The organism is Salinibacterium sp. ZJ450, assembly GCF_011751885.2.
Lineage (GTDB): Bacteria > Actinomycetota > Actinomycetes > Actinomycetales > Microbacteriaceae > Ruicaihuangia.
Genome location: NZ_CP061771.1, coordinates 617,412 through 640,459, shown reverse-complemented (window position 1 = coordinate 640,459; position 23,048 = coordinate 617,412). Strand labels below are relative to the sequence as shown.

Annotated in this window: 25 protein-coding genes and 1 tRNA gene; 9 read left to right on the top strand and 17 right to left on the bottom strand. The window is 69.0% G+C overall.

Translation table 11 applies throughout. From position 1 onward, the window contains the following. Positions 1-24: 24 nt before the first annotated feature. The 3 genes from HCT51_RS03080 to HCT51_RS03070 are packed head-to-tail and all read right to left on the bottom strand — an operon-like array spanning position 25 to position 3,055. Positions 25-972, bottom strand: a complete 948-nt coding sequence (locus HCT51_RS03080) for a type II secretion system F family protein (RefSeq protein WP_224760638.1) — start codon at positions 970-972, stop codon at positions 25-27. Then, complete coding sequence (locus tag HCT51_RS03075; protein WP_166870247.1) at positions 960-1,826, bottom strand: type II secretion system F family protein; 867 nt, start codon at positions 1,824-1,826, stop codon at positions 960-962. Before HCT51_RS03075 ends, HCT51_RS03080 begins: the two co-directional genes overlap by 13 nt. Next, on the bottom strand, positions 1,823-3,055 hold the full coding sequence (locus tag HCT51_RS03070) for a TadA family conjugal transfer-associated ATPase (protein WP_166870245.1): 1,233 nt from the start codon (positions 3,053-3,055) through the stop codon (positions 1,823-1,825). Before HCT51_RS03070 ends, HCT51_RS03075 begins: the two co-directional genes overlap by 4 nt. 244 nt (positions 3,056-3,299) lie before the next feature. Here HCT51_RS03070 and HCT51_RS03065 point away from each other — a divergent pair, with 244 nt between their 5' ends. Continuing rightward, positions 3,300-3,809, top strand: a complete 510-nt coding sequence (locus HCT51_RS03065) for a hypothetical protein (protein ID WP_166870243.1) — start codon at positions 3,300-3,302, stop codon at positions 3,807-3,809. 106 nt (positions 3,810-3,915) lie between these two features. Here the strand turns inward: HCT51_RS03065 and HCT51_RS03060 are convergent, their stop codons facing one another. Next, positions 3,916-4,836, bottom strand: coding sequence for an NAD-dependent epimerase/dehydratase family protein (locus tag HCT51_RS03060; RefSeq protein WP_166870241.1), 921 nt, complete (start codon positions 4,834-4,836; stop codon positions 3,916-3,918). 142 nt (positions 4,837-4,978) lie between these two features. On the opposite strand from HCT51_RS03060, the gene HCT51_RS03055 reads away from it, so the two are divergent. Beyond that, positions 4,979-5,629 (top strand): VOC family protein, encoded by a 651-nt coding sequence (locus HCT51_RS03055; RefSeq protein WP_166870239.1) that lies wholly within the window; start codon positions 4,979-4,981, stop codon positions 5,627-5,629. A gap of 29 nt (positions 5,630-5,658) precedes the next feature. Beyond that, a tRNA-Leu gene (locus tag HCT51_RS03050) sits at positions 5,659-5,743 on the top strand. Between the two features lie 14 nt (positions 5,744-5,757). Here the strand turns inward: HCT51_RS03050 and HCT51_RS03045 are convergent. Next, positions 5,758-6,201 carry an Lrp/AsnC family transcriptional regulator gene (locus tag HCT51_RS03045; RefSeq protein WP_191413746.1) on the bottom strand — a complete coding sequence of 148 codons (444 nt, stop codon included), beginning with the start codon at positions 6,199-6,201 and terminating at the stop codon, positions 5,758-5,760. Between the two features lie 157 nt (positions 6,202-6,358). Here HCT51_RS03045 and HCT51_RS03040 point away from each other — a divergent pair, with 157 nt between their 5' ends. From HCT51_RS03040 to HCT51_RS03030, 3 genes are read left to right on the top strand one after another with little or no spacing between them, the layout of a single operon-like run. Next, a complete protein-coding gene (locus tag HCT51_RS03040; protein ID WP_224760637.1) occupies positions 6,359-7,459 on the top strand; it encodes a thiamine pyrophosphate-dependent enzyme in 1,101 nt (366 codons plus the stop codon). Then, a complete protein-coding gene (locus tag HCT51_RS03035; RefSeq protein ID WP_166870235.1) occupies positions 7,452-8,519 on the top strand; it encodes an alpha-ketoacid dehydrogenase subunit beta in 1,068 nt (355 codons plus the stop codon). The genes HCT51_RS03040 and HCT51_RS03035 overlap by 8 nt, the downstream gene beginning before the upstream one ends. Further along, entirely contained in the window at positions 8,516-9,916 is a 1,401-nt protein-coding gene (locus tag HCT51_RS03030; protein WP_166870233.1) for a dihydrolipoamide acetyltransferase family protein, read from the top strand. Before HCT51_RS03035 ends, HCT51_RS03030 begins: the two co-directional genes overlap by 4 nt. Positions 9,917-9,935: 19 nt before the next feature. On the opposite strand, the gene HCT51_RS03025 is transcribed toward HCT51_RS03030, so the two are convergent. From HCT51_RS03025 to paaA, 6 genes are read right to left on the bottom strand one after another with little or no spacing between them, the layout of a single operon-like run. Continuing rightward, positions 9,936-10,718 carry an enoyl-CoA hydratase/isomerase family protein gene (locus HCT51_RS03025; RefSeq protein ID WP_166870231.1) on the bottom strand — a complete coding sequence of 261 codons (783 nt, stop codon included), beginning with the start codon at positions 10,716-10,718 and terminating at the stop codon, positions 9,936-9,938. A 27-nt stretch (positions 10,719-10,745) separates the two neighbouring features. Further along, entirely contained in the window at positions 10,746-11,843 is a 1,098-nt protein-coding gene (gene paaE / locus HCT51_RS03020; RefSeq protein ID WP_166871278.1) for a 1,2-phenylacetyl-CoA epoxidase subunit PaaE, read from the bottom strand. Beyond that, entirely contained in the window at positions 11,843-12,409 is a 567-nt protein-coding gene (gene paaD / locus HCT51_RS03015; protein ID WP_166870229.1) for a 1,2-phenylacetyl-CoA epoxidase subunit PaaD, read from the bottom strand. Before paaD ends, paaE begins: the two co-directional genes overlap by 1 nt. Before the next feature lie 5 nt (positions 12,410-12,414). Next, on the bottom strand, positions 12,415-13,272 hold the full coding sequence (gene paaC, locus HCT51_RS03010) for a 1,2-phenylacetyl-CoA epoxidase subunit PaaC (RefSeq protein ID WP_166870227.1): 858 nt from the start codon (positions 13,270-13,272) through the stop codon (positions 12,415-12,417). Next, the gene (gene paaB, locus HCT51_RS03005; protein WP_166870225.1) at positions 13,269-13,574 is read right to left on the bottom strand and encodes a 1,2-phenylacetyl-CoA epoxidase subunit PaaB; all 306 of its coding nucleotides are present in this window, start codon (positions 13,572-13,574) and stop codon (positions 13,269-13,271) included. The genes paaC and paaB overlap by 4 nt, the downstream gene beginning before the upstream one ends. Beyond that, the gene (paaA, locus tag HCT51_RS03000) at positions 13,574-14,566 is read right to left on the bottom strand and encodes a 1,2-phenylacetyl-CoA epoxidase subunit PaaA (protein WP_166870223.1); all 993 of its coding nucleotides are present in this window, start codon (positions 14,564-14,566) and stop codon (positions 13,574-13,576) included. Before paaA ends, paaB begins: the two co-directional genes overlap by 1 nt. 83 nt (positions 14,567-14,649) lie before the next feature. Here paaA and paaI point away from each other — a divergent pair, with 83 nt between their 5' ends. Further along, entirely contained in the window at positions 14,650-15,075 is a 426-nt protein-coding gene (gene paaI / locus HCT51_RS02995) for a hydroxyphenylacetyl-CoA thioesterase PaaI (RefSeq protein ID WP_166870221.1), read from the top strand. A 22-nt stretch (positions 15,076-15,097) separates the two neighbouring features. Continuing rightward, on the top strand, positions 15,098-15,718 hold the full coding sequence (locus tag HCT51_RS02990) for a TetR/AcrR family transcriptional regulator (RefSeq protein WP_191413743.1): 621 nt from the start codon (positions 15,098-15,100) through the stop codon (positions 15,716-15,718). Here the strand turns inward: HCT51_RS02990 and paaZ are convergent. Together paaZ and HCT51_RS02980 are read right to left on the bottom strand one after the other, a co-directional pair. Then, a complete protein-coding gene (gene paaZ, locus HCT51_RS02985) occupies positions 15,715-17,823 on the bottom strand; it encodes a phenylacetic acid degradation bifunctional protein PaaZ (RefSeq protein WP_166871274.1) in 2,109 nt (702 codons plus the stop codon). The two genes, HCT51_RS02990 and paaZ, sit on opposite strands and share 4 nt — an antisense overlap. Positions 17,824-17,828: 5 nt before the next feature. Then, positions 17,829-18,581, bottom strand: a complete 753-nt coding sequence (locus HCT51_RS02980; RefSeq protein WP_166870219.1) for an enoyl-CoA hydratase/isomerase family protein — start codon at positions 18,579-18,581, stop codon at positions 17,829-17,831. Positions 18,582-18,875: 294 nt separating this feature from the next. Between HCT51_RS02980 and HCT51_RS02975 the strand changes: the two genes are divergently transcribed. Continuing rightward, the gene (locus HCT51_RS02975) at positions 18,876-19,610 is read left to right on the top strand and encodes a DedA family protein (protein WP_166870217.1); all 735 of its coding nucleotides are present in this window, start codon (positions 18,876-18,878) and stop codon (positions 19,608-19,610) included. 175 nt (positions 19,611-19,785) lie between these two features. Here HCT51_RS02975 and HCT51_RS02970 read toward each other — a convergent pair whose 3' ends face one another. The 4 genes from HCT51_RS02970 to HCT51_RS02955 are packed head-to-tail and all read right to left on the bottom strand — an operon-like array spanning position 19,786 to position 23,004. Beyond that, a complete protein-coding gene (locus HCT51_RS02970) occupies positions 19,786-20,448 on the bottom strand; it encodes a metal-dependent transcriptional regulator (RefSeq protein ID WP_166870215.1) in 663 nt (220 codons plus the stop codon). A gap of 30 nt (positions 20,449-20,478) precedes the next feature. Further along, the gene (locus HCT51_RS02965) at positions 20,479-21,333 is read right to left on the bottom strand and encodes a metal ABC transporter permease (protein ID WP_166870213.1); all 855 of its coding nucleotides are present in this window, start codon (positions 21,331-21,333) and stop codon (positions 20,479-20,481) included. Then, complete coding sequence (locus tag HCT51_RS02960; protein WP_166870211.1) at positions 21,330-22,085, bottom strand: metal ABC transporter ATP-binding protein; 756 nt, start codon at positions 22,083-22,085, stop codon at positions 21,330-21,332. The genes HCT51_RS02965 and HCT51_RS02960 overlap by 4 nt, the downstream gene beginning before the upstream one ends. Next, positions 22,078-23,004: a metal ABC transporter substrate-binding protein gene (locus HCT51_RS02955; protein ID WP_224760636.1), complete on the bottom strand. Its 927-nt coding sequence runs from the start codon at positions 23,002-23,004 to the stop codon at positions 22,078-22,080. Before HCT51_RS02955 ends, HCT51_RS02960 begins: the two co-directional genes overlap by 8 nt. Between the last annotated feature and the right edge of the window lie 44 nt (positions 23,005-23,048).

Here is a 23,048-nt window from a genome sequence, read left to right as displayed (position 1 = left end):
TCGGAAACGTCGGAAGTGCTCCGATCAGAACCCGAGCTGCAGCACCGCAATGCCGGGAAAAATCGCGAACGCGACAGTGATCGGCAGAATGAGGAAGACGACCGGCACCAGCATCGCCACCTCCTTCTTGCCCGCGACCTCGAGCAGTTGCCGTTTCGCGTCGTCGCGGGAATCCTGCGCCTGCGCGCGCAGCACGTCGACCAGCGGTGTGCCGCGCTCCAGCGCCCCGGTGAGCTGCTCCACCACGCGACTGAACGCGGGCACCCGCAGTGAACGGGCCAACGCGTGCAGTGAATCGGCGAGCGGCACGCCCGCGTTCACCTCCGCCACCACGCGCGCGAACTCCGCGGCGATCTCGCCGCGACTGACCCGCGAGACGCGTCGCAGCGCGTCGAGGATGCCTTCGCCGGCCGACAGGCTGAGGGTTAGGAACTCGAGCATCGTCGGCAACTCGCTCTCGATCCGGGCAACCCGTTTCGCCGCGGCCCGCTTCAGCACCAGGTCCCGCGCCAGCAGGCCAAGCCCGGCAGTGACCAGCGTCACGGCGACGGCCATCGGTAGGCCGACGGGCTGCAGCCGACCCGCGGCAACCGCGAGCACCACCCCGAGAATCGCCCCACACACCAGCCAGACGAGTTGGCTGGAACGATACGCGTCCACGCTGAGCAGCGAACCGGACTGCCGCAGCCGCGTCTCGATCGTCGCCGTCCCGCCCAGAGCGGATGCCAGCAGCCTGCGGGTGGGGCCGATCACCGGCGCCAGCACCAGACCGAACAGTGGCAGCGGGTCGGCGGTGCGTCTGGCCAGGCGTTGCCTCGCGCCCTCGGAGACATCCAGCACGTAGGGCGCCACCCGGTCGATCAGGCGAGGCCGCCCGATCCGCGGCACGGTGCTGGCGAGCAGCCACAGTCCCAGGCCGAGACCGAGGCCGGTCAGCACCGCCCAGCCGAGCGCCGCACTCACTGGAACCACCGCCGTTCCTCCGGCAACCGGCCGAGGCCGAGCATGATCCGGTACGCCACCACCGTGACGCCTAGACCGGCCACGATCATCAGCACACCGGCGCTGCTGTTGTACGCCGCTGCGGCCTCCGGCCGGGTCGACAGCATCACCAGCACCACCCACGGCGCCGCAACGCCGAGCCGCGCGGCGTTCAGGATCCACGACTGCCTGGCCTCCACCTCGGAACGGATGGCGGCCTCCTGCCGCAGGTACGCGGACAGGTTGCGCAGCACCGCCACCAGCTCGGTGCCCCCGACATCCCGCGACATCCGCAGCGTCTCCAGAATGCGGTCGGCGACCGGATCGGCAAGGGCCGCCTTCAGCCGGTCGACGCAGGAGGAGAAATTGCCGGTCGCCCGGTAGTCGGCCTCGAACGCGGCGAACGCGGGGCGGGTGGACGCTGGTCCGGCTCGGGCGAGTGTGGACAGCCCGTCGGGCAGCGGGACCCCGGAGCGCACCGCAGACACCAGGTGATCGACGACGTCCGGCCAGAGCACTCGGGTGGCGCGCCGGGCGGCGCGCGCTCGCCAGTTGACCGCGGCGAGGGGCAGCAGCATCCCGAGCACGGCGGCGACGATCGCGAGCGGCACCACCGGCAGCAGGGCGAACAGCAGGGCGCCGATTGCCAGGCCGACGAACACCGACACCACGGCGAGCAACGGCAGCGACGCCTGCGGCAGACCGGCCAGCGCCAGCCGGCCTCGCCATTCGGCCGCCGCGCCGGGCGGCCGGGAGGTGCGGGGCGCGAAACCGGCCGGCCAGAGGAACGGGGATGCCGCGAGCAGCAACCCCACCCCGGCGACCAGCCCGAGCACGGCGCTCATCGCGGGTGACCGCCGAGCACCGCGGTCAGGTCGTACCCGCCCGCGTCGAACTTGCCCCGTTTGCCCGGGTAGCTGCCGGTCGGATCGAGCACCCCGCGCTCCAGCCGGAAAATCGGGCTGGCCTCGATCACCGACCCGGTGACCTGGCCGCTCGGCGCCAGTATCTCGGTGACGCGGCGGCGTCCGTCGCGGGCGAGTTCGCAGTGCACCACCAGGTCGATGCAGCCGGCCACGGTGGGCACCACGAACGATGAGTCGATGTTGCGCCCGGCCAGCAACGGCAGCGTGCACAGCTTGGCGAGGGCATCCCGGGCGCTGTTCGCGTGGATCGAGCACATGCCGGGCAGGCCACTGTTCAGGGCAATCAGCAGGTCGAGCGACTCGGCCTCGCGCACCTCCCCGACGATCAGCCGGTCCGGCCGCATCCGCAGCGCCTCCTTGATCAGCCGGCGCAGGCTGATCTCGCCGGTGCCCTCCAGACTCGGCTGCCGACACTGTATGCCGACCACGTCCCGGGCGGTCGGATCCAGCTCGAATGTCTCCTCCACGGTGATCAGCCGTTCGCTCGGCCTGGTCGCCGACAGCAGCGCGTTCAGCAATGTGGTCTTGCCGCTCTGGGTGGCGCCGGAGACCAGAATGTTCTGCCCGCTCAGCACGCACATCCGCAGGAATTCGGCGGCCTGCTGGCTGAGCGAGCCGAGCTCCACCAGCCGCGGCAGGTCGCGGATGCGCTTGGTGAACTTGCGCACGTTCACCGACCAATGGGCGCGCGTCACGTCGGGAATGGCCACGTGCAGCCGGGAGCCGTCGGGCAGCGAGGCGTCCACGAACGGCGAACTCAGGTCGACCCGGCGGCCGGTGGATTGCAGCATCCGTTCGACCAGGTCGCGCACCTCGCCGTCGGTCAGGCTGAGCCCGGTGAGTTCGGAGACCCCGTTTCGCGCGATGAATACGCTGGTCGGAGCGTTGATCCAAATCTCCTCCACATCTGGATCGTCGAAGAACGGTTGCAGCACCCCGTAGCCGGTGAGGGTCGCCACGATCTGCCGCGCGGTCTCGCGCTCGTCGGCCAGCAACGGCAGCGATCCGCCGAGCGCGCGTTCGCTATAGCGCTGCACCTCGTCGTGCACGTAGCGGTCGGTGAGCGCGCGGTCGAGGCCCAGGTCAACACCCTCGCGGCGCACCCGAGCACGCACCTCCTCCGCGATGATGCTGACCGCTTTGCTCATCGGCACATCATGGACGAGAAGCGGATGCCGCCGCAGAAGTTATCCACAGGCGGCGTCAGGCGGGTCGGCATCCGGGCCCAACACCGATGCGCTGTCGATGCGCCCTGCTTGTAACACACAGGGATGCTTTATGCCACGGCGTTCGCGGCATGTGCGGGCCGTGTTAGCTTGCGGAGGCATGCAGTCGGGGACTCGTCCCATCTTTCCCTGGGGGGACTTTCGCAAGTTACCAAGGAGGATCTACATGAAACGCTGGCTCACACCAATCGCGACGGTTGCCGTCGCACTCGGATTTGCCGCAGGCGCCAGTCCGGCCGTCGCCGCTCCGGCCAGGCCCGCGCCGGTCGAACTGTCGTTCGACATGACCTGTCCGACCTTCGATCCCCAGGATCCGATCTTCATAATCAAGGCTCAGGCCTCGGGCAAGATCGGGATTATCGAACTGCCAGGAGACCGTACAAAAGTCACCGGCCCTAACCTGAGGGTCACCCTCACGGGCCCCGCTCCTACCCTGAAAACGGTGACCTACGTCATCACCGGGGTGACCCACATCACGACTCTGCCCGATGGCGGCCAGGACGTCACTGCGACGGGGAAGAACCTCATTACGGTCCCCGACGCCAACGGGCACCCTGAAGGGGTGTTCCTCACGACGGGAACCGTGAGCTGGACGCTCAATGCTGACGGCAGCGAAAGGAAGTTGTTCTCCGGCTCTGGCCAGGTAGTGGACGTCTGCCAGTTGCTGGCGCCGTAACACCGACCAACAAGGCGCTTCCGGCGGCCGCCGGGAGCGCCTTGTTGTGTCTGATCTGCAAGGCCGCATTTTCCACAGGCGACGGTGTCGAACGATTTACCGCGAGCTACCTCGAGCGGTACCAGTCGACGGTCGCTGTGAGGGCGGGCTCCCACGGGGTGGGCGTGAGCGCGAGCAGCCGCTCGGTTTCGGTGGAGTCCATCACGAACGGCTTGTCGAACTGGTAGGCGGCGGAGTTCACCGCCTTGAGGAACGGCACGAAGGCGCCGAGCGTCGTCATCTGCCACGGCGGGATCTGGCGCACCCGGCCACGTTTGCCGGTGAGTGCGTTGATTCGCTCGGCGACCTGCACTCTGGTGAGCGGTTCTGGGCTCGGCACATGCCACGGGCGGCCCACGTGCTCACTGTCCGCGGCGGCCACGAGGGTTCGCACGATGTCGGGCAGGTAGCTGAACGTGTGCGGCTGCGTTGTCCCACCTACAACCCGCGCGGTCTTGCCGGCGACCACAGGTTCGAAGAACATCGATCCCATCTGGGAGGTGTTGCCGACGCCGGCGCCGAAATAGTCGCTGGCCCGCACCTCCGCGGCACGGATGTCACCGGCATCGTGCGCCGCCTTGACCATTTCCCAGCCCTGTTGCCGAGCCCTCCCGTTCGGCGCGGTCGCGTGCAGCGGCGTCGATTCGGTCATCGGCATCGTCGCCCCCTCGCCGTAGGCGTACAGGTTGCTCATCACAATCAGTCGCGCGCCGCTGCGCGCCGCCGCCTCGATCGCTGCCCGGTACAACGGCGGCCAGAGATAGGGCCACTGGTGGTACGTGGGATTCGCGGTGAGGAAGATCGTGTCGTGGTCGGCCGCGACGGTGGTGAAGGCATCCGCCTCCGCCGCGTCCAGCCTCACCGACGTGGCGCCGTTCACAGCCGTCGCGGAACGGCTCGCCACGGTTACTCGATCGCCTCGACCGACGAGGGCACCCGCCACACCAGAGCCGATGGCCCCGACGCCAACAATCAGTGATCCAGACATCCGACTCTCCGCTCCACTCGGCATTCGGCATTCGGGCATTCGGCATTCGGCATTCGGACAATATCAGCCGCCCGGCCCAACGGTTCGGCGCATCGGGCACCGCCCGCTTCACACGCCTGTGCCGCCGCCGTAGGGTGGCGCCATGACTGAACGGATCAGCTCTCAGCAGTTCCACGAGTCCCCCGGTGTGGATGACTGGCGGTCGGTGTTCGGCGGCGCCGTCGCGCAGTTCCGCACGAAGAACTTCACGACGGGGGTGAAACTCGTGACTGCGATCGGCGAACTGGCGGATGCCGCGAACCATCACCCCGACGTAGACCTGCGTTACGGGAGCGTCACGGTTCGGGTGATCACCCATGACGTCGACGGCCTGAGCCAGAAGGACGTCGACCTCGCCCGACAGATCTCGGCCGCCGCGGCCGGTCTGGGCATCTCGGCGCGGCCCGCCGCGGTGCAGACCGTGCAGCTCACCATCGACGCGCTCGAGATCGAGAAGGTGAAGCCGTTCTGGCGCGCGGTGCTCGGCTACAAGGAGCTGGGCGATGAGGACCTCGTCGACCCGCATGGACGCGGACCGTCGATCTGGTTCCAGCAGATGGACGTGCCCCGGTCGCAGCGCAACCGCATCCACGTCGATGTCTCGGTGCCGCACGATGAAGCCGAGGCACGCATCGCCGCGGCGCTCGCGGCCGGCGGGCACCTTGTCACCGACGAGTTCGCGCCCGCCTGGTGGACGCTCGCCGACGCCGAAGGCAACGAAGCCGACGTGGCGACCTGGCAGGGCCGCGACTGAGCTCTCCACCGCTACACTGGGTGTCGCTCGCGGGAGTGGTGAAATTGGCAGACACGCAGGATTTAGGTTCCTGTGCTTTCGAGCGTGCGGGTTCAAGTCCCGCCTTCCGCACCAGCTGATCAGGCCGCCTATCGCGTGTCGTGGTCCTCGAAGATGATCGACGTCTGGGTGGTCAGCACCTCAGGCAGCCCCTGCAACTCGGTCAGCACGATCTCTCGCAGCTCGGCGTTGCTCGCCGCGCGTACCAGCAGCACCACGTCGAAGTCGCCGCCGATCAGGGCAATGTGCTGCACCGCCGGGATCGCCGCCAACCGCTCGCGCAGGCTCTGCCAGGATGCCTGTTCGACGCGCAACATCACATAGGCGGATGCCGCCTGCCCCAGTTTCGCCGGATCGACCTTGGCCGTGAATCCGGTGATCGTCCCTGAGTCGATCAGCCGATTCACCCGCGCGTAGGCGTTGGCGCGGGAGATCGACACCGCCTGGGCGATCGAGCGCACGGACGCCCGCCCATCCTTCTGCAGCGCGGCCACGATGCGGCGGTCGATGTCGTCCAGCTGGTCATCTGCCATTCGTCTCACCCCCGCGTCGCGAACAGCGTACATCTCACCACTTGTCCCGCACAGGCCCCCTTACCGAGCCATTCTTCGCAGATTGCCCATCTCACCGGTACGGACGCCCTCAGCCGGGCGAATAATCAGTCCAAACACTCAGATCGGGGGTACCACAGTGACGAGTGTCGAAGCAACGCTGCTTCCGAGGCCGACGCCGGTCCAACTGATAGACGTTTCCGGTGCGCCGCATCCGGATCCTGACTATGCCGTGCCGCCCGCCGACGTGCTCCGCGAGGGGTACCGCAACCTCGTGTTCGGCCGCCGGTTGAATGACGTGTGCGGTGCGCTGGTGCGCCAGGGCAGGCTGGCCGTGTACCCGTCCTCACGCGGGCAGGAGGCCAGCCAGGTCGCGGCCGGCATGGTGCTGGGGTACGAGGATTGGCTGTTCCCCACTTACCGCGACGTGGTCGCGATCGCAGTGAAGGGAGTGTCGACCGCCGAAACCATCGGGCTGTTGCACGGCAACTGGCACTCGGGGTATGACTCGCGCGCCGAACGCGTCGCCACCCAGTCCACACCGCTGGCCACCCAGCTGTTGCACGCGGTGGGCTTTGCGTACGCGGCGAAACACCGCGGCGAAGACACTGTCGTTCTAGCGATGTGCGGTGACGGCGCCACCAGCGAGGGCGACTTCCATGAAGCCCTCAACTTCGCCGCGGTATTCAAGGTGCCGGTGGTGTTCTTCGTGCAGAACAATGGCTACGCCATCTCGGTGCCGATCGCCCGGCAGACTGCGGCGCCCGGCCTCGCGTACAAGGGCATCGGCTACGGCATCCCCAGCGAACAGGTCGACGGCAACGACTTCGCCGCGGTGTACGCCGTGCTGAGCCACTCAGTGAGCAGAGCTAGGTCGGGCGACGGCCCCTCGCTGGTCGAAGCCCTCACCTACCGAGTGGAGGCGCACACCAATGCCGACGACGACACTCGCTACCGTGACAGCGCCGAAGTCGCCGAGTGGGTGGCCCGCGACCCGGTGGATCGGCTGCGGCAGTACCTGACCGCGCAGGGGATCCTCGACGAGCAGACCGAGGCCGACATCACCGCGGGCGCCGAGCACATCGCGGATCAACTGCGTGAATCGGCGAACCTGGACGACATCCCGAACCCGCTCGATCTGTTCGCGCACGTCTACTCCGAACCGACGCCGCAGCTGCTCGAACAGAGTCGCGTTCTGGAGCGCGACCTAGCCCGAGAGCTGGAGGGCCACCATGACTGAACAACCCGCACCCACCCTCGACTCGGCGCAGCACACGCTCGAGACGGTCACCGTCGCCCAGGCGCTGAACCGGGCCCTCGCCGACGCTCTCGCCGCCGACGACCGGGTGCTCGTCTTCGGGGAGGATGTCGGCCGACTCGGTGGGGTCTTCCGGATCACCGACGGACTGGCCACCCGGTTCGGCGAGAGCCGCTGCTTCGACACGCCGCTGGCCGAATCCGGCATCGTCGGCACCGCGATCGGCATGGCGATGAACGGCCTGCGGCCTGTGGTCGAGATGCAGTTCGACGCCTTCGCCTACCCGGCGTTCGACCAGATCGCCAGCCACGTCGCCAAGATGGGCAACCGCACCCGCGGCGTGCTGCGCCTGCCGATGGTCATCCGCATCCCCTACGGCGGCGGCATCGGCGGGGTCGAACATCACTCCGACTCGTCGGAGGCGTACTACGCGCACACCCCCGGCCTGTTGGTGGTGGCGCCGTCGAACCCGCAGGATGCCTACAGCCTGCTGCGCGCCGCGATCCAGTCGCCCGACCCGGTGATCTTCCTCGAGCCGAAGAAGCTGTACTGGTCGAAGGGCGACCTCGACACAAGCCTGCCGGTGCCGCGACTCGGCGAAGCTCGCGTCGTGCGGCAGGGCACCGACGTCACCCTGGTCAGTTACGGCCCGTCGGTGCCGCTCGCGCTGGACGCGGCCGAGGTCGCCGCGGAATCCGGCCGCAGCGTGCAGGTGGTCGACCTGCGCAGCATCGTGCCGTTCGACGATGAGACGGTGATGGCGGCGGTCCGGTCCACCGGGCGTGCGGTGGTGATCGCCGAGGCGCCCGGGTTCGCGTCCGTGGCATCCGAAATCGCCGCCCGAATCTCGGAACGCTGCTTCCACTACCTCGAGGCGCCGGTGCGCCGGGTCACCGGGTTCGACATCCCGTATCCCCCGCCCAAGCTGGAGCACTACTTCCTGCCCGACCTGGATCGGGTGCTCGACGCGATCGACTCGCTGCAGTGGGATGACCAGGCGTGGGACGACGGTGCGTCTGACAACGCGGGGAGTGCCGGATGACCGCGCACACCTTCCGATTGCCCGACCTGGGCGAGGGCCTGACCGAGGCCGCCCTGGTCACCTGGCTGGTGGCGGTCGGCGATACGGTCGCCACCGACCAGCCGATCGCCGAGGTCGAAACCGCAAAGAGCGTCGTGGAGGTGCCGACGCCGTTCAGCGGAACGGTGGTTGCCGTACACGGCAGCGAGGGTGAGACGCTCACCGTGGGCGCTCCCCTGCTCGAGGTCGACGACGGCGTTTCGGAGCCCGCGGCGAGCGCGGCCGAACCCCCGACGCCTCCGGATGCCGCCACCTCGGCCGCCCACGAGACCTATCGGCAGGAGGAACAGGCCGGCTCCGGCAACGTGCTGATCGGGTACGGCACCGCCGGCGGCACCGCGAAGCGGCGCAAGCGAACCCCGCTGGGCTCCGCGCAGCGCGCTGCTTCGCCGGCCGAGCCCGTGACTTCCGAGCCGGTCGGGCACGCGGCATCCGCCCAGCCCACCGCGCTCGAGCATGGCAGCCCGGCGCCGGTGATCTCGCCGATCGTGCGCAAGCTCGCCCTGAGCGAGGGCATCGACCTGCACCGGGTACGACCGACCGGCGCGGGCGGCGTGATCACCCGCGCTGATGTGCTGGCGTCTCGCGGCGTGCCCGCCGGTGCCAGTGGTGCGGTCAGCGCGGGTGGTGCCGTCAGCGCGGGCGGGACGGACGAGCGGACCGGTCTCGACGTGGTCTCCGACGAACCGCTCAGCATATTCCGGCTGGCGGTGTCACAGAAGCTCAGCCGCAGTCGTCGTGAGATCCCCGAGGCAACTGTGTGGGTCGACGTCGACGCCACCCGGCTATGGAAACTCCGCGCGCGGCTACTGCAGGACGGCGAACGGATGTCGCTGACCGCGTTCCTCGCCAAGTTCACCCTGCTGGCGCTCGAGGAGTACCCGGTGCTGGCCGGGCGGCTGAGCGAGGACGGCAGCCACCTCACCCGGTTCGCCGGCGTGAACCTCGGCATCGCCACCGACACCCCGCGCGGGCTGATGGTTCCGGTGATCCGCAACGCCGACCGTGCCACACTGCGGGAGCTGGACGCCGAACTGCAGCGTCTCGGTAGCCGCGCCAGGGAGGGCAGCGCGCAGCCGTCCGAGCTGACCGGCTCCACCTTCACGCTGAACAACTACGGCGCATTTGACGTGGACGGCTCAGCGGCGATCATCAACCACCCAGAGGTCGCCCTGCTCGGGGTCGGCCGCATGATCGAGAAACCGTGGGTGGTGAAGGGCAAGGTGCGGGTGCGGCGCATCACCCAACTCGCGCTGGTGTTCGACCACCGGGTGTGCGACGGCGGCTACGCGGCCGGATTCCTGTCCGCGGTGAAGGCGCAGATCGAGCGGCCAGAGCGGCTGCTGCTGAGCCGCTGAGCTCAACCAGCCCAGCGGCTCAGGGCCCCAGCAGCTTGCCGGTGAAGTGCGGCTCGCGCTTCTGCTGGAACGCGGCAAAGCCCTCGTGATAGTCCGGGCTGTCGCACAGTGCCGCCTGCGCCCGGTTCTCCTCGGACAGCGACTGCCAGAGCCCGAGCCGGGTGTCCCGCAGCCCGCGCACCATCGCCTTGCTCGCGATGAACGCCTGCGTCGGCCCGGTCGCGGCAGTTCGGGCCACAGCGCGGGTGGCCTCCAGCACCTCGTCGTCGGGGAACACCCGCGAGAACAGCCCGGCCGTCACCGCCTCGGCCCCGCTCATCAGTCGCCCGGTGTAGATCAGGTCGAGCGTGCGATGGGCGCCGAGACGTTCGTAGAACAGGGCGTGCCCGCCGGAGTCGAGCGTGGCGCCCAGCTTCGCGAACGGTGACCCGATTTTCGCGGTCTCAGCCACGTACACGACATCCGTGGCGATCAGCAGGCCGAGGCCGGCGCCAAGACAGGCGCCGTGCGCCACCGCGAAGGTCGGCGCTGGAAAGGTACTGATGCGCTTCAGCAAGGGCATCACGATCACGTCGAGGTAGCCAAGCACGTCGTCGTCGGCGGGATTGACGTGGGCGATGTCGCGGCCGGCGCAGAAGGCACGGCCCTCACCACGCAGCAGCAGCGCCCGCACCCGCGCAGTCTCGGCCTCCCGGTATGCGGAGTCGAGTTCCCGCAGCGCCCCCTCATCGAGAGCGTTCAGCTTCTCTGGCGCGTTGAGCACGATCTCGGCGACGTTGTTCTCGATGGATAGCTCGATCATGGAATCCCTCGTTCCTCTCTCGTGCGCTCAGCCGTCGTAGTCGACGACGACCGCTGGCGTGGTGGGGTGCGACTGGCAGGTGAGCACGTAGCCGCGCTCCAGTTCCTCGGGTTCGAGGGCGTAGTTCTCGGTCATCCGCACCGACCCCTCGATCAACCGGGCCCGGCAGGTTCCGCAGACCCCGCCGGTGCAGGCGAACGGCACGTCCGGACGCACCCGCAGCGCGGCGGTGAGGATCGACTCGTGCGCATCCACCGGCGAGTGCACGGTGGCGGATTGGCCGTCGAGAGTGAAGTCGATGCGCACCAGCTGCTCGCCGGCATGGCGCACCGGCGGCACGCCACCGATCTCGGCGCGCGGCGCTTCCCCGGTGGTGAACAGCTCGAAGTGCACCCGATGGCGGTCCACCCCGAACTCCTCGAGGGTGTCCCGGCAGAGCTGCACTAGGTCAAACGGACCGCAGAGGTACCACTCGTCGACGGTGGCTGGCGGGATCAGCGAGGTCAGGATGCGCCGCAGCTTCGGCTCGTCGATGCGCCCGGACAGCAGCGGCGCTGTGCGCTGTTCCCGGGACAGCACGTGGTGCAGCGCCAGCCGGGCCGGGTAGCGGTCTTTCAGCTCGGCGAGCTCCTCAAGGAACATCACATCGACGGTGGAGCGGTTGGTGTAGAGCAGCGAGAACAGGGCGGTGTCGGATGCCGCCAGCACGGTGTGCGCGAGGGACATCAGCGGGGTGATGCCCGAGCCGGCGGCAATGCCGACGATGTGCCGGTGGTCGAGGTTCTGGTCGTCGATGGTGAAGGTGCCCTGCGGGCTCATCACGTCGATCTCATCGCCGGCGGCCAGCTCGGTGTTGGCCCAGCTGGAGAACAGTCCGCCGACGTCGCGTTTGATCGCCACGCTCATGCTGCCGGCGGTGGGCAGTCGGCAGAGCGAGTAGCTGCGGCGCAGTTCGTGGCCCTCGAGTTGTTTGCGCAGCGCCACATACTGGCCCGGCAGGTAGTCGTACTCGCCGTGCAGTTCCTCGGGCACCGCGAAGGTGACCTCGACACTGTCGGCGGTGAGCGGGCGCACCTCGGCCACCCGCAGCGTGTGGAAGCGCGCCCGCTTGCGGGTGAGCACCATCACAGCACCTTGAAGTAGTCGAACGGTTCCAGGCAGTCGAGGCACTCGTACAGTGCCTTGCACGATGTGGAGCCGAACCGGGCGAGCTCGCTGGTGTGCAGCGAGTTGCAGTGCGGGCATTTCACCGCGAGCGCCACCCGCACCGGTCCGGCCGGTCTGGCCGATCGGCCTAGTGCTGCGGCGTGGCCGGATGGCGCGGCGATGCCGTACTCACGCAGCTTCTGCTTGCCGACCTCGCTCATCCAGTCGGTGGTCCAGGCCGGCGCGAGCACCAGGCGCACCTCGACGTCGAGGAAACCGCCGGCGCGCAGGATGCCCACCACGTCGTCGCGGATGGCGTCCATCGCCGGGCACCCACTGTACGTGGGGGTGAGGGTGACCCGCACGCGCCCGTCCACCTCCTCAACCGCGCGCAGCACGCCGAGGTCCTCGATGGTGAGCACCGGAATCTCCGGGTCGACAACGCTCGCTGCGAGATCCCAGGCGGTGCGGATGTCGCGGGCGCTGCCGATCTCACTGGCAGTACCGATCTCGCCTGCTGAACGGATGTCGCGTGTCGTGGTCATCTCGGTCACCAGCTCGCCCCCGGGTGCTCTCTGGCGAGCACCTGCATCTCGGCGAGGATCGGGCCGAGGTACTCGCTATGCACGCCCCGGCGCCCGCCGCCGCTGGAGCTGAACCCGCGCGGCTGCTCCAGCTCGGCCTCAGCGAGCACGGGCAGCACAGCCTGATCGAACCCCCAGCGGAGCGCCGACGGTTGCACCGCGACATCCGGGATCCGATCTATCAACGGCTCGTCATGGAACAGCTCATCGACGTACGGCCACAGATCGGCAAGCGCCACCGTGACCCTCGCCCGCGATTCGTCGGTGCCGAGCGCGAGCCGCAGCAGCCACTGATCGGCATGGTCGCGGTGGTAGTCCACCTCTTTCACCGCCTTGGCCGCGATCGCCGCGACGGTGCGATCGGCGGATGCCGTCAACCGCGAGTACAGCTCGAACAGGTAGTGCGCGGCGATCAGCTGTCGCACGATGGTGTGCGCGAAGTCGCCGTTCGGCTGCTCGAACAACCAGGCCGATCGGAACTCCGATTCCCCGCGCCAGTAAGCCAGGTCGTCTTCGCTGCGGCCGGATGCCGAGCCGGCGTAGTGCAGCAGCGACCGGGCATGCCCCAGCAGGTCCAGGGCGATGTTGCCCAGCGCCACGTCTTCTTCCAGTTCCGGCGCGTAGGAGATCCAGCGACCGAGCTGCTGGGCGAGGATCAGCGAGTCGTCGCCGAGCCAGAGCGCGTACTCCGCGACATCCGGTGCCGCGGTGGTGGCGTCCCCGGCTGCCCCAATGAGCTCGGCGGACAGTTCGCGCCGGTCCACGGCCACGTCGCCGTGCGGGTCGGCAGCGGTGACAGTGTCGGGAGCGGGTTCGGTGGTCACAGGTGCTTCACCCCCTCCGACTTCGTGTAATACGAGGCATGCCGGTAGTTCTTGCCGGCGGATGACTCGAAGAATGCGCCCTTCGCGTCGGGGTCGCTCGTGGTGACCATCGCGGCCGGCACCACCCAGATCGACACGCCTTCGCCGCGGCGGGTGTACAGGTCGCGGGCGTTGCGCACGGCCATGGCGGCGTCCGGCGCGTGCAGCGACCCGACGTGCACGTGGCTGAGTCCCCGGTTGGCGCGGATGAAGACCTCCCAGAGCGGCCACACCTCGGCGGCCGAGTCGCCCGGTGTGGGCATCAGGCCACCTCCCCCGCGGCGGCCGCCTGCTTGCGGGCGTATGCGGCGGCGGCCTCCCGCACCCAGGCGCCGTCCTCGTGCGCGGCCCGACGGCGGGCGAGGCGCTGCGCGTTGCACGGGCCACGGCCGGCGAGCACCTCGTGGAACTCGTCCCAGTCGATCTCGCTCATCTCGTACAGTCCGGTCTCGTCGTTGAATCGCAGCTTCGGGTCGGGCAGCGTCACCCCGAGCACCTCGGCCTGCGGCACCAGCATCGACACGAAGCGCTGCCGCAGCGCGTCGTTGGAGAACCGTTTGATGTTCCACGCCATCGACCGGGCCGAGTTCGGCGAGTCGTCATCGGGCGGGCCGAACATCATCAGCGACGGCCAGTACCAGCGGTTGACGGCATCCTGCGCCATCCGCTGCTGCGCCTCGGTGCCGTGCATCATCTCCAGCAGGATCTCGAAACCCTGCCGCTGATGGAACGACTCCTCCTTGCAGATCCGCACCATCGCCCGGCCGTACGGGCCGAATGAGCAGCGGCAGAGTGGCACCTGGTTGCAGATGGCGGCGCCGTCGACCAGCCAGCCGATGGCGCCCATGTCGGCCCAGGTGGGCGTCGGGTAGTTGAAGATCGACGAGTAGCGGGCCTTGCCGCTGATCAACTGCTCGGTCATCTCGTCGCGGGTGATGCCCAGGGTCTGCGTCGCGGAGTACAGGTACAACCCGTGCCCTGCCTCGTCTTGCACCTTCGCCATCAGGATGGCCTTGCGTTTGAGGCTCGGCGCGCGGGTGATCCAGTTCGCCTCCGGCTGCATGCCGATGATCTCGGAGTGCGCGTGCTGCGACATCTGCCGGATCAGGGTGCGCCGGTAGTCGTCCGGCATCCAGTCGCGCGGTTCGATCCGGGAATCCGCCGCGATCAGGGCGTCGAACTGTTCCTGCTCGGGCGACGGCGGCTCGACTGAGGCCGCCGCCGTCACGGCGGTGAGGTCTGCGGGCGTGGTCATCGTCGACTCCTGCGATTCCGTGCGGTGCGCGGTTCCCATTACGTAATTAGAAACCGACCGTTCAGTCAGTATATAGTGGGGGCATGTCGGATGCCAGCAGTTCGCCGACCCGCGCGATGATGCAGCGTGACCGGGCCTCCGCCGCGCTCGGCATGGTGGTCGAGCGGGACGAGCCGGGTGTCGCGGTCGTATCGATGCGGGTGCGCGACGACATGACCAATGGGTTCCACATCACGCACGGCGGCCTCGTGTTCGCGCTCGCCGACACCGCCTTCGCGATCGCCTGCAACGAGACCGACAACCTGACCGTGTCCTCGGGCGCGGACATCACCTTCCTCAAGTCCACCCGCTCCGGTCAGACGCTCACCGCCACCGCGGTGCGGCGCGTGCTGAGCGGCCGCATCGGGCTCTACGACGTGACCGTGGTCGATGAAACCGGTGACGTCGTCGCCGAGGTGCGCGGCCGCAGCATCAGCACCAACCGCACCCTCCCGCCCGTGACAGACTGATCCGCGATGCCCGAGAATCACCATGACTGAGACCGCGCTGCCTGCAGATCCGACCGCTCGGCGGGGGCGCCCCGGATACGACCAGGACGGCATTCTCACGATCGCCGTCGATGCGTTCAACGAGTACGGCTATGACGCCACCTCGATGGGCACGCTCGCCGATCGGTTACGGCTGTCGAAGTCGGCGATCTACCACCACTTCGCCTCGAAGGAGACGATCCTCGAGCGGGCACTCGACCAGGCGCTGCGGGCGCTCGAGTCGGTGCTCGACGAGCCGCAGGCGCGGGAAGGCGACGCCGCCGCGCGCCTGGAACACGTGCTGCGCCGGGCGGTGCACGTGCTCGTGCAGTGGCTGCCGAACGTGACGCTGCTGCTGCGGGTACGCGGAAACACCGCCGTCGAGCGGGATGCGCTGCGCCGTCGTCGCGAGTTTGACCGCGCGGTGATCGCGCTGCTCGAGGAGGCCCGCGCCGAGGGTGCCGTGCGCACCGATATCGACGCCCGGGTTGCCGAGCGGCTGCTGTTCGGAATGATCAACTCGATCGTCGAGTGGTACAGGCCGAGCGGACCGGACGACGCCGACCGGCTCGCCGACGACGTCATCGCGGTCGCGCTGGACGGACTGCGCAGCACCGGCAGCTAGCCGGCGGAAGGGGTAGCCTTCTTCGCCACCAGGGTGAGCACGTCGTACTGCGCCACCACCTCGTCGCGCTGGTTCGTCAGCCGGGCATCCCAGCGCACCTCGCCGTAATCGTCGGTCTCGCGCGGGGTGATCTGCTTCGCCGTCAGCTGCACCCGGATGCTGTCACCGGGTGACACCGGGGTGACGAAGCGCAGGTCCTCGAGCCCATAGTTGGCGAGCACCGGCCCCGGCGCCGGCTCCACGAACAGCCCGGCGGCCCAGGAGATCAGCAGGTAGCCGTGCGCCACCCGGCCGGGGAAGAACGGGTTGGCCGCGGCCGCCTCCTCATCCATGTGCGCGTAGAACCGGTCGCCGGTGAACGCGGCGAACGTTTCGATGTCCTCGAGCGTCACCTCCCGGTACGGGGACAGCACCTGGTCACCGAGCCGCAGCTCGGCGAGGCTCTTGCGGAACGGGTGCACCCCGCCGGACTCGACGGTCGCGCCCGCGTGCCACACCCCGGTGAGCGCGGTGAGCAGGTCGGGGGTGCCCTGCACGGCGGTGCGCTGCATGTGGTGCAACACCGCGCGGATGCCGCCTAGCTCCTCACCGCCGCCGGCCCGACCCGGCCCGCCGTGCACCAGCTGCGGTTGCGGCGACCCGTGCCCGGTGGAGCTGCGGGCGTCGTCACGGTTGAGGAACAGCAGCCGCCCGTTGAACGCGCCGATCGCCGTGAGCAACTGTCTGGCGACGTCCGGGTCGTGGGTGGCGACGCTGGTGACGAGTGACCCGCCGCCGCGGGAGACCAGGTCGCCGGCCTGGTCGAGGGAGTCGTAGCCGACGATGCTCGCCACCGGGCCGAACGCCTCCACCTGGTGCAGGGCGTCGGCCGCGACATCCGTGAATCGCAACAGCAACGGCGAGACGAACGCTCCCTCCGGCGCCGGACCGCGGCTGCCGTCGGCTCGGAGCACCTCCGGCTGCTCGGTGGAGCCGACCACGACTTCGCCGCCCGCGGCCTGCAGGGTGGCGACCTGGCGCAGCACCTCGTCGCGCTGCGCGGTCGACGCCAGCGGCCCCATGGTCACGCCCTCGGCGCGCGGGTCGCCGAGCACCACCTTCTCGGCGATGCGGGTCGCGACCGCGTCGATCACCGCGTCGACGGATGCCGCCGGCACCACCGCCCGGCGGATCGCGGTGCACTTCTGCCCGGCCTTCGCGGTCATTTCGGTGACCAGCTGTCGCACGTAGGCGTCGAACTCGGGGGTTCCCGGCGCGGCGTCCGGGCCCAGCACGGACGCGTTCAGCGAGTCGGTCTCCACGGTGAAGCGCACCCCTCCGCTCTGCACCGCCTGATGGCGGCGCAGCTGCAGCGCGGTCGACGCCGACCCGGTGAAGGCCACCAGGTCGCCGAGCCGCAGGTGGTCGAACAGGGTCGGGACGCTGCCCGACACCAGTTGCAGCGAACCGTCCGGCAGCAACCCGGACTCGACCAGCACCCGCACCATCGCCTCGGCCACGAAGCCGGTGGGGGTCGCCGGTTTTACCAAGGTGGGCATGCCGGCGAGGAACGCCGGCGCGAACTTCTCCAGGCTCCCCCACACCGGGAAGTTGAACGCGTTGATCTGCACGGCGATGCCCGGCAGTCGGCTGTACAGGTGCCGGCCGAGGAACGAGCCATCCTTCGACAGCTGCTCGACCGGGCCGTCGACGTAGACCTGCGCGTTGGGCAGCTCGCGACGGCCCTTCGACGAGTAGCTGAACAGCACGCCGATGCCGCCGTCGATGTCGACCCAGGAATCGGCGGCGGTGGCGCCGGTGCGAGCGGAGGCCTCGTACAGCTCGGCCTTGCGGTCGGTCAGCGCGAGCGCGAACCGCTTCAGCAGCAGCGCGCGCTGGTGGAAGGTGAGCGCGCCGAGGCTTCGCTGCCCGACGGTTCGGCCGTAGTCGAGCGCGGCGGCCAGGTCGAGGCCCTCGGTCGACACTCGGGTGATGGGCTCGCCGGTCGACGCGTCCCGCACCGTGGTCGCGCGGTCGGCCGCGCTGGGGCCATCGGCGGTTGCGGCTGGGCCATCGGCGTCGGCGCTGGGCACCCACCACTGGCCGCACACATAGCTCGGCAGCATCCCGGTCACTGGCTCTTCCTCTCGAGAAACTCGGTCATCCGGCGCGTCTTCTCCGGGCTTTCGAACAGCACCGCCTGCGCCTCGGCGTCGATCGCGGGGTGCTCGGCCCGTGGTGCGTGGAACACCCGCTTGGTGAGCCGGGTGGCGAGCGGGTCGTTGGCCGCGATCCGATCGGCGATGGCGTGCGCCGCGTCGAGCAGTGTGTCGGCTGGGTGCAGCGCGGTGACCAGGCCCGCGGCGAGCGCCTCGTCGGCGTCGAGCACGCGACCGGTCAGCAGCATCTCGATCGCGAGCGGTTCGCCGACGATCCGCGGCAGCCGCCAGGACGCGCCGGCGGCGGCGATGATGCCGAGGCCGGTCTCCGGGTTGCCGATCTTGAGGGTCGGCGATGCGATCCGGATGTCGGCGGCGTACGCGAGTTCGGCGCCGCCGCCGAGCGCCCAGCCGTCGATCGCGGCGATCACCGGGGCCGGCAGTTCGTGCACCCGGATGAATGCGGTGGCGTTGATGCCGCGGCGTGCGTCATCCGCTCGCCGGTCACGGAGTTGCCGGATATCGGCGCCCGAGGCGAAGACACCGCCGGCGCCGGTGATGATCAGGATGCGCGGACTGACCTCGAGTTCGACGCACAGCGCGTGCAGCGCATCGATGGTGTGCTGGTCGATGGCGTTGCGCACCGCGGGACGGTTCAGGGTGGCGATCACCCGGTCGGCCCGGTGCTCGATGAGCAGGGGCTCGTCGTTCACGACATCCGCCATGTTTCTCCTGACAACGCTGTCTCATGGGGTCGCGACGGTCACTGCTGATTCGACACTGCTGATGCACGACTGCTGAATTAGTGACCGATCGTTCAGGAAGCAGTATGGCACGCAGCGGGCCCGCGCACGATGCCCGCAAATAAGCCTGAACGGCGCCGCCGGGCGAGCCGCCGCGCGAATTGGGGGGAAACCCCGAGGGTTGCAGGCCGCCGGTCGCTAGTACTCTGGCAGCAACGAAGATGATTCGTTCCGCAGACGGGGTCGTTCCCCGCCTTATCCCTGGAGGCTTAGCCGATGGTGCCAGCCGCCCTCATTCCGTGGCTGGACCCCGAGACGCTTGTCACGGGGTTCGGTGCCTTCGCGTTGATCGGCGTCTGCCTCATCGTGTTCGCCGAGACCGGGCTGCTGGTCGGGTTCCTGCTGCCGGGCGACACGCTGCTGATCATCACCGGGCTGCTCGCCTTCTACCCGGGGATCGGCGTCGACATCTGGTGGGTGTGCCTGGCGATCGGGTTCGCGGCGTTCCTCGGCGGTGAGGCCGGGTACTTCATCGGCCACAAGCTCGGCCCCAAGGTGTTCGAGCAAAAAGAGAGCGGCCTGTTCAGCCGCAAGAACGTGGCGCGCACCAACGCGTTCTTCCACAAGTTCGGCGGGCTGTCGGTCATCCTCGCCCGGTTCGTGCCGATCCTCCGCACCTTCGTGCCGGTCGCCGCGGGCGTCGGCCACATGAACTACAAGAAGTACACGCTGTACAACTTCATCGGCGCGATGATCTGGGGCGCCGGGCTCACCCTGATCGGCTACCTGCTCGGCTACATCCCGCCGGTGGCCGACTTCGTGCGCGGCTACATCGACGTGATCCTGCTCGGCGCGGTGGTGCTGACCCTGATCCCGACCGTGTTCCACTACGTGCAGTCCGCCCGGAAGGCGAAGAAGGCGCAGCGCGAGGGGCTCGCCCCGCTCAACGACGAGGACGTGGCGCTCGACCCGGCCTACTTCGACCAGGACCCGTCGAACGACCCGCGCTAGCGGCTCGTTACCGGCGCGTTCGGTTGTGGCTGGGCGCGACCACCGAGCGAGCCCCGGGAATGAGGTCTGGTGTTTAGTCCTTCCGGGCACCCGGGAACCACCGATTGCCAGACCTCACTCAACCGTCGACGCAAAACGACCCGGTACGCGAGCACTCGCCGCGTCAGGCGGGGCGCTAGGCCGCCGGCGCCACCCAGATTGAGGTGAGCGCCTGGTCGCCGAGGTCGTGCTCGGTGTCGTCGCCGGCGACCCGCACCGCGAACGCGCCGCCGAAGGGGGTGCGGCCGATCACGGTCAGCTCGCTGCCGACGGTGAGGCCTTCCGCGGCCAGATGCCGCAGCAGGCGAGGGTCGCGGTCGCTGACCCGCACCACCCGCACCACCCGGTGTTCCGCGACATCCGCCAGCAAGGTGGCGTCCGGACGCTCGATGGTGCCGTCCCTGCTCGGGATCGGGTCGCCGTGCGGGTCGAAGGCGGGCCGGCCGAGCTTGTCATCGATCGCGTCGAGCAGCCGGTCGCTGAGCGCGTGCTCGAGGATCTCCGCCTCCTCGTGCACCTCATCCCAGCCGTAGCCGAACTCGCGCGCCAGCCAGGTCTCGACCAGCCGGTGCTTGCGCACCATCCCGAGCGCGAGGGCCATGCCGGCATCCGTCAGGGTGATCGCGCCGTACTTCTCGTGCGCCACCAACCCCTGCTGCCGGAGTTTCTTCACCATCTCGGTCACGGATGACGCGGCCAGGCCCAGCCGTGCGGCGAGCGCCGACGGGGTGATCGGGTCGGGCTGCCACTCGGTGTGCGAGTAGATGGTCTTGACGTAGTCCTCGATCACTGTGGTCATGGAAACACCCTTGTCATGCGAGCACCTCGGTCATGCGAATACCTCCCGGCGTCGGCGCACCCAGTTCACGACGACTCCCCCGCGCGGCCCGAACAGGTAGGCCAGCCCGAACGCCAGCGACTGGGCGAGCACCACCGCGCCGCCGGTGGAGGCGTCAAGGTAGTAGCTGGCGTACAGGCCCACCAGCGCGGCAACCACGGTGACGATGACGCTGAGCAGCAGCATCCGGTCGAATTTCTTGGTCAGCAGGTAGGCGGTCACCCCCGGGGTGATCAGCATGGCGACCACCAGGATGATGCCGACCGCCTGCAGCGCCACCACCACGGTGAGCGCGAGCAGGCCGAGCAGCAGCACGGACAGCCAGCGGGTGTTGATGCCGATGGCGTTGGCGTGGCCGCGGTCGAACGCGAACAGGGTGAGGTCGCGGCGTTTCAGCAGCAGCACGGTGCAGGCGATCACGCCGATCACCACCACCTGCCAGATGTCCAGGTCACTGACGCCGAGCACGTTGCCGAACAGGATGTGGCCGAGGTCGGTCTGGCTGGGTGTCTTCGAGATGATCACCAGGCCCAGCGCGAACAGTGCGGTGAAGACCACGCCGATCGCGGCATCCGCCTTGATCTTGGTGGTCGCGCGCACGCCGCCGATCAGCGCCACCGCGCCGGCGCCGAAGACGAACGCGCCGACCGCGAACGGCCAGCCGAGGATATAGCTGATCGCCACCCCCGGCAGCACCGCGTGCGACACCGCGTCGCCCATCAGCGACCAGCCGATCTGCACCAGCCAGCAGCTGAGGATGGCGCAGGTGGCCGCGGCGACCAGGGTGACCAGCATGGCGCGGGTCATGAACTCGAACTGCAGTGGGCCGAGGATCCAGTCGATCATGCGACCGGCTCCAGTCCGAAGACGAGGGCAAGGTTCTCCGGGCTGAGCGCCTCGTCGGGCGGCCCCTGGAACAGCACCCGATTCTTCAGCAGCACCACCTCGTCGCACAGCTCGGGAACGCCGGCCAGATCATGGGTGGAGATCAGGATGCCGCGACCCTCATCACGCAACTCCCGCAGCAGCCCGATGATGGTGGCCTCGGATCCCTTGTCCACCCCGGCGAACGGCTCATCCAGCAGCAGCAGCCGGGCCTCCTGCGCGATGGCGCGGGCCACGAACACTCGCTTGCGCTGCCCGCCGCTCAGTTCGCCGATCTGCCGGTCGGCCAGCTCGGTCAGCCCGACCCGCTCGAGCGCGGCGGCGACCGCCTGCTTGTCTGCGGGGTGCGGGCGGCGGGTGAGGCCGAGGCGTCCGTACCGGCCGGTCATCACCACGTCCCGCACCGATAGTGGGAAGTCCCAGTCCACGTTCTCGGACTGCGGCATGTAGGTGACCAGGCCCTGCGCCCTGGCCTTCTTCGGGTCCTGGCCGAACAGCCGGATCCGACCGGCGGCCGGTTTCACGGTGCCCATCAGCGCCCCGAACAGCGAGCTCTTGCCCGATCCGTTCATGCCGAGCAGGCCGATGATCCGGCCGCTCGGCAGCGCCAGGTCGACGTCGCTGAGCGCCTGCACGGTGCCGTAGCGCACGGCCAGGCCGGTCACGTGGATGGTCTCGGCGCCGGTGTCAGCCACAGTTCTGGTGTCAGCCATTGAGGCCCTCCGCGATCAGGTCGACGTCGTAGCGGAGCAGGTCGAGGTAGCTGGGCACCGGGCCATCCGTGGCGCTCAGCGAGTCGACGTACAGGTCACCGACGAACTCGGCGCCGGACTCACGCGCCACCTGCTGTTGCGACGCGTCGTTTACGGTGGTCTCGCAGAACACCGCGGGCACGTCGCGGTCGCGCACCAGCTCGATGGTGGCGCGGATCTGTTGCGGGGTGCCCTGCGTGTCACTGTTCACCGGCCACAGGTAGGCCTCGGTCAGGCCGATGTCGCGGGCCAGATAGCTGAAGGCGCCCTCGCAGCTCACCAGCACGCGGTGGTCGGCGGGCAGTTCGGCGACCGTGCCGGCGAGCACGTCGGCGAGCGCCTGCAGCTCGGCGTTGTAGGCGGCACCGTTCGCGTGGAACAGCTCCGCGGCATCCGGAACTAACTCGCTCAGCGCGTCGACGATGTTGTCGACGTAGGTCTGCCCGGCGATCGGCGACATCCAGGCGTGCGGGTTGGGCAGGCCTTCGTAGTCGCCCGCGCTGATGTTGATCGGCTCGACACCGTCGCTGAGCACCACGTGCGGCACATCGAGGGTGGCGACGAAATCCTCGAACCAGCGCTCCAGGCCGAGGCCGTTGTCGAGAATCAAATCAGCGGATGCCGCGGACCTGAGATCAGACGGCGTCGGTTCGTACCCGTGAATCTCCGCCCCGACCTTGGTGATCGAATCCACGCGCACCGCGTCGCCGCCGACCTGCCTGGCCATGTCGGCGATCACGGTGAAAGTGGTGAGCACCAGTGGCACCTCGTTCTCGGCGGCCCGTGTGCCGCCTGTGCCGCTCGCGCAGGCGCCCAGCAGCCCGGCCGCGACCACCGCCGCGACCAGGTTTCGGCCCATACGTCCTTGAGTTTTCGGCATACCGAAATCATACGTGCCGCGCCCGGCGCATGTCACTCCCCCGG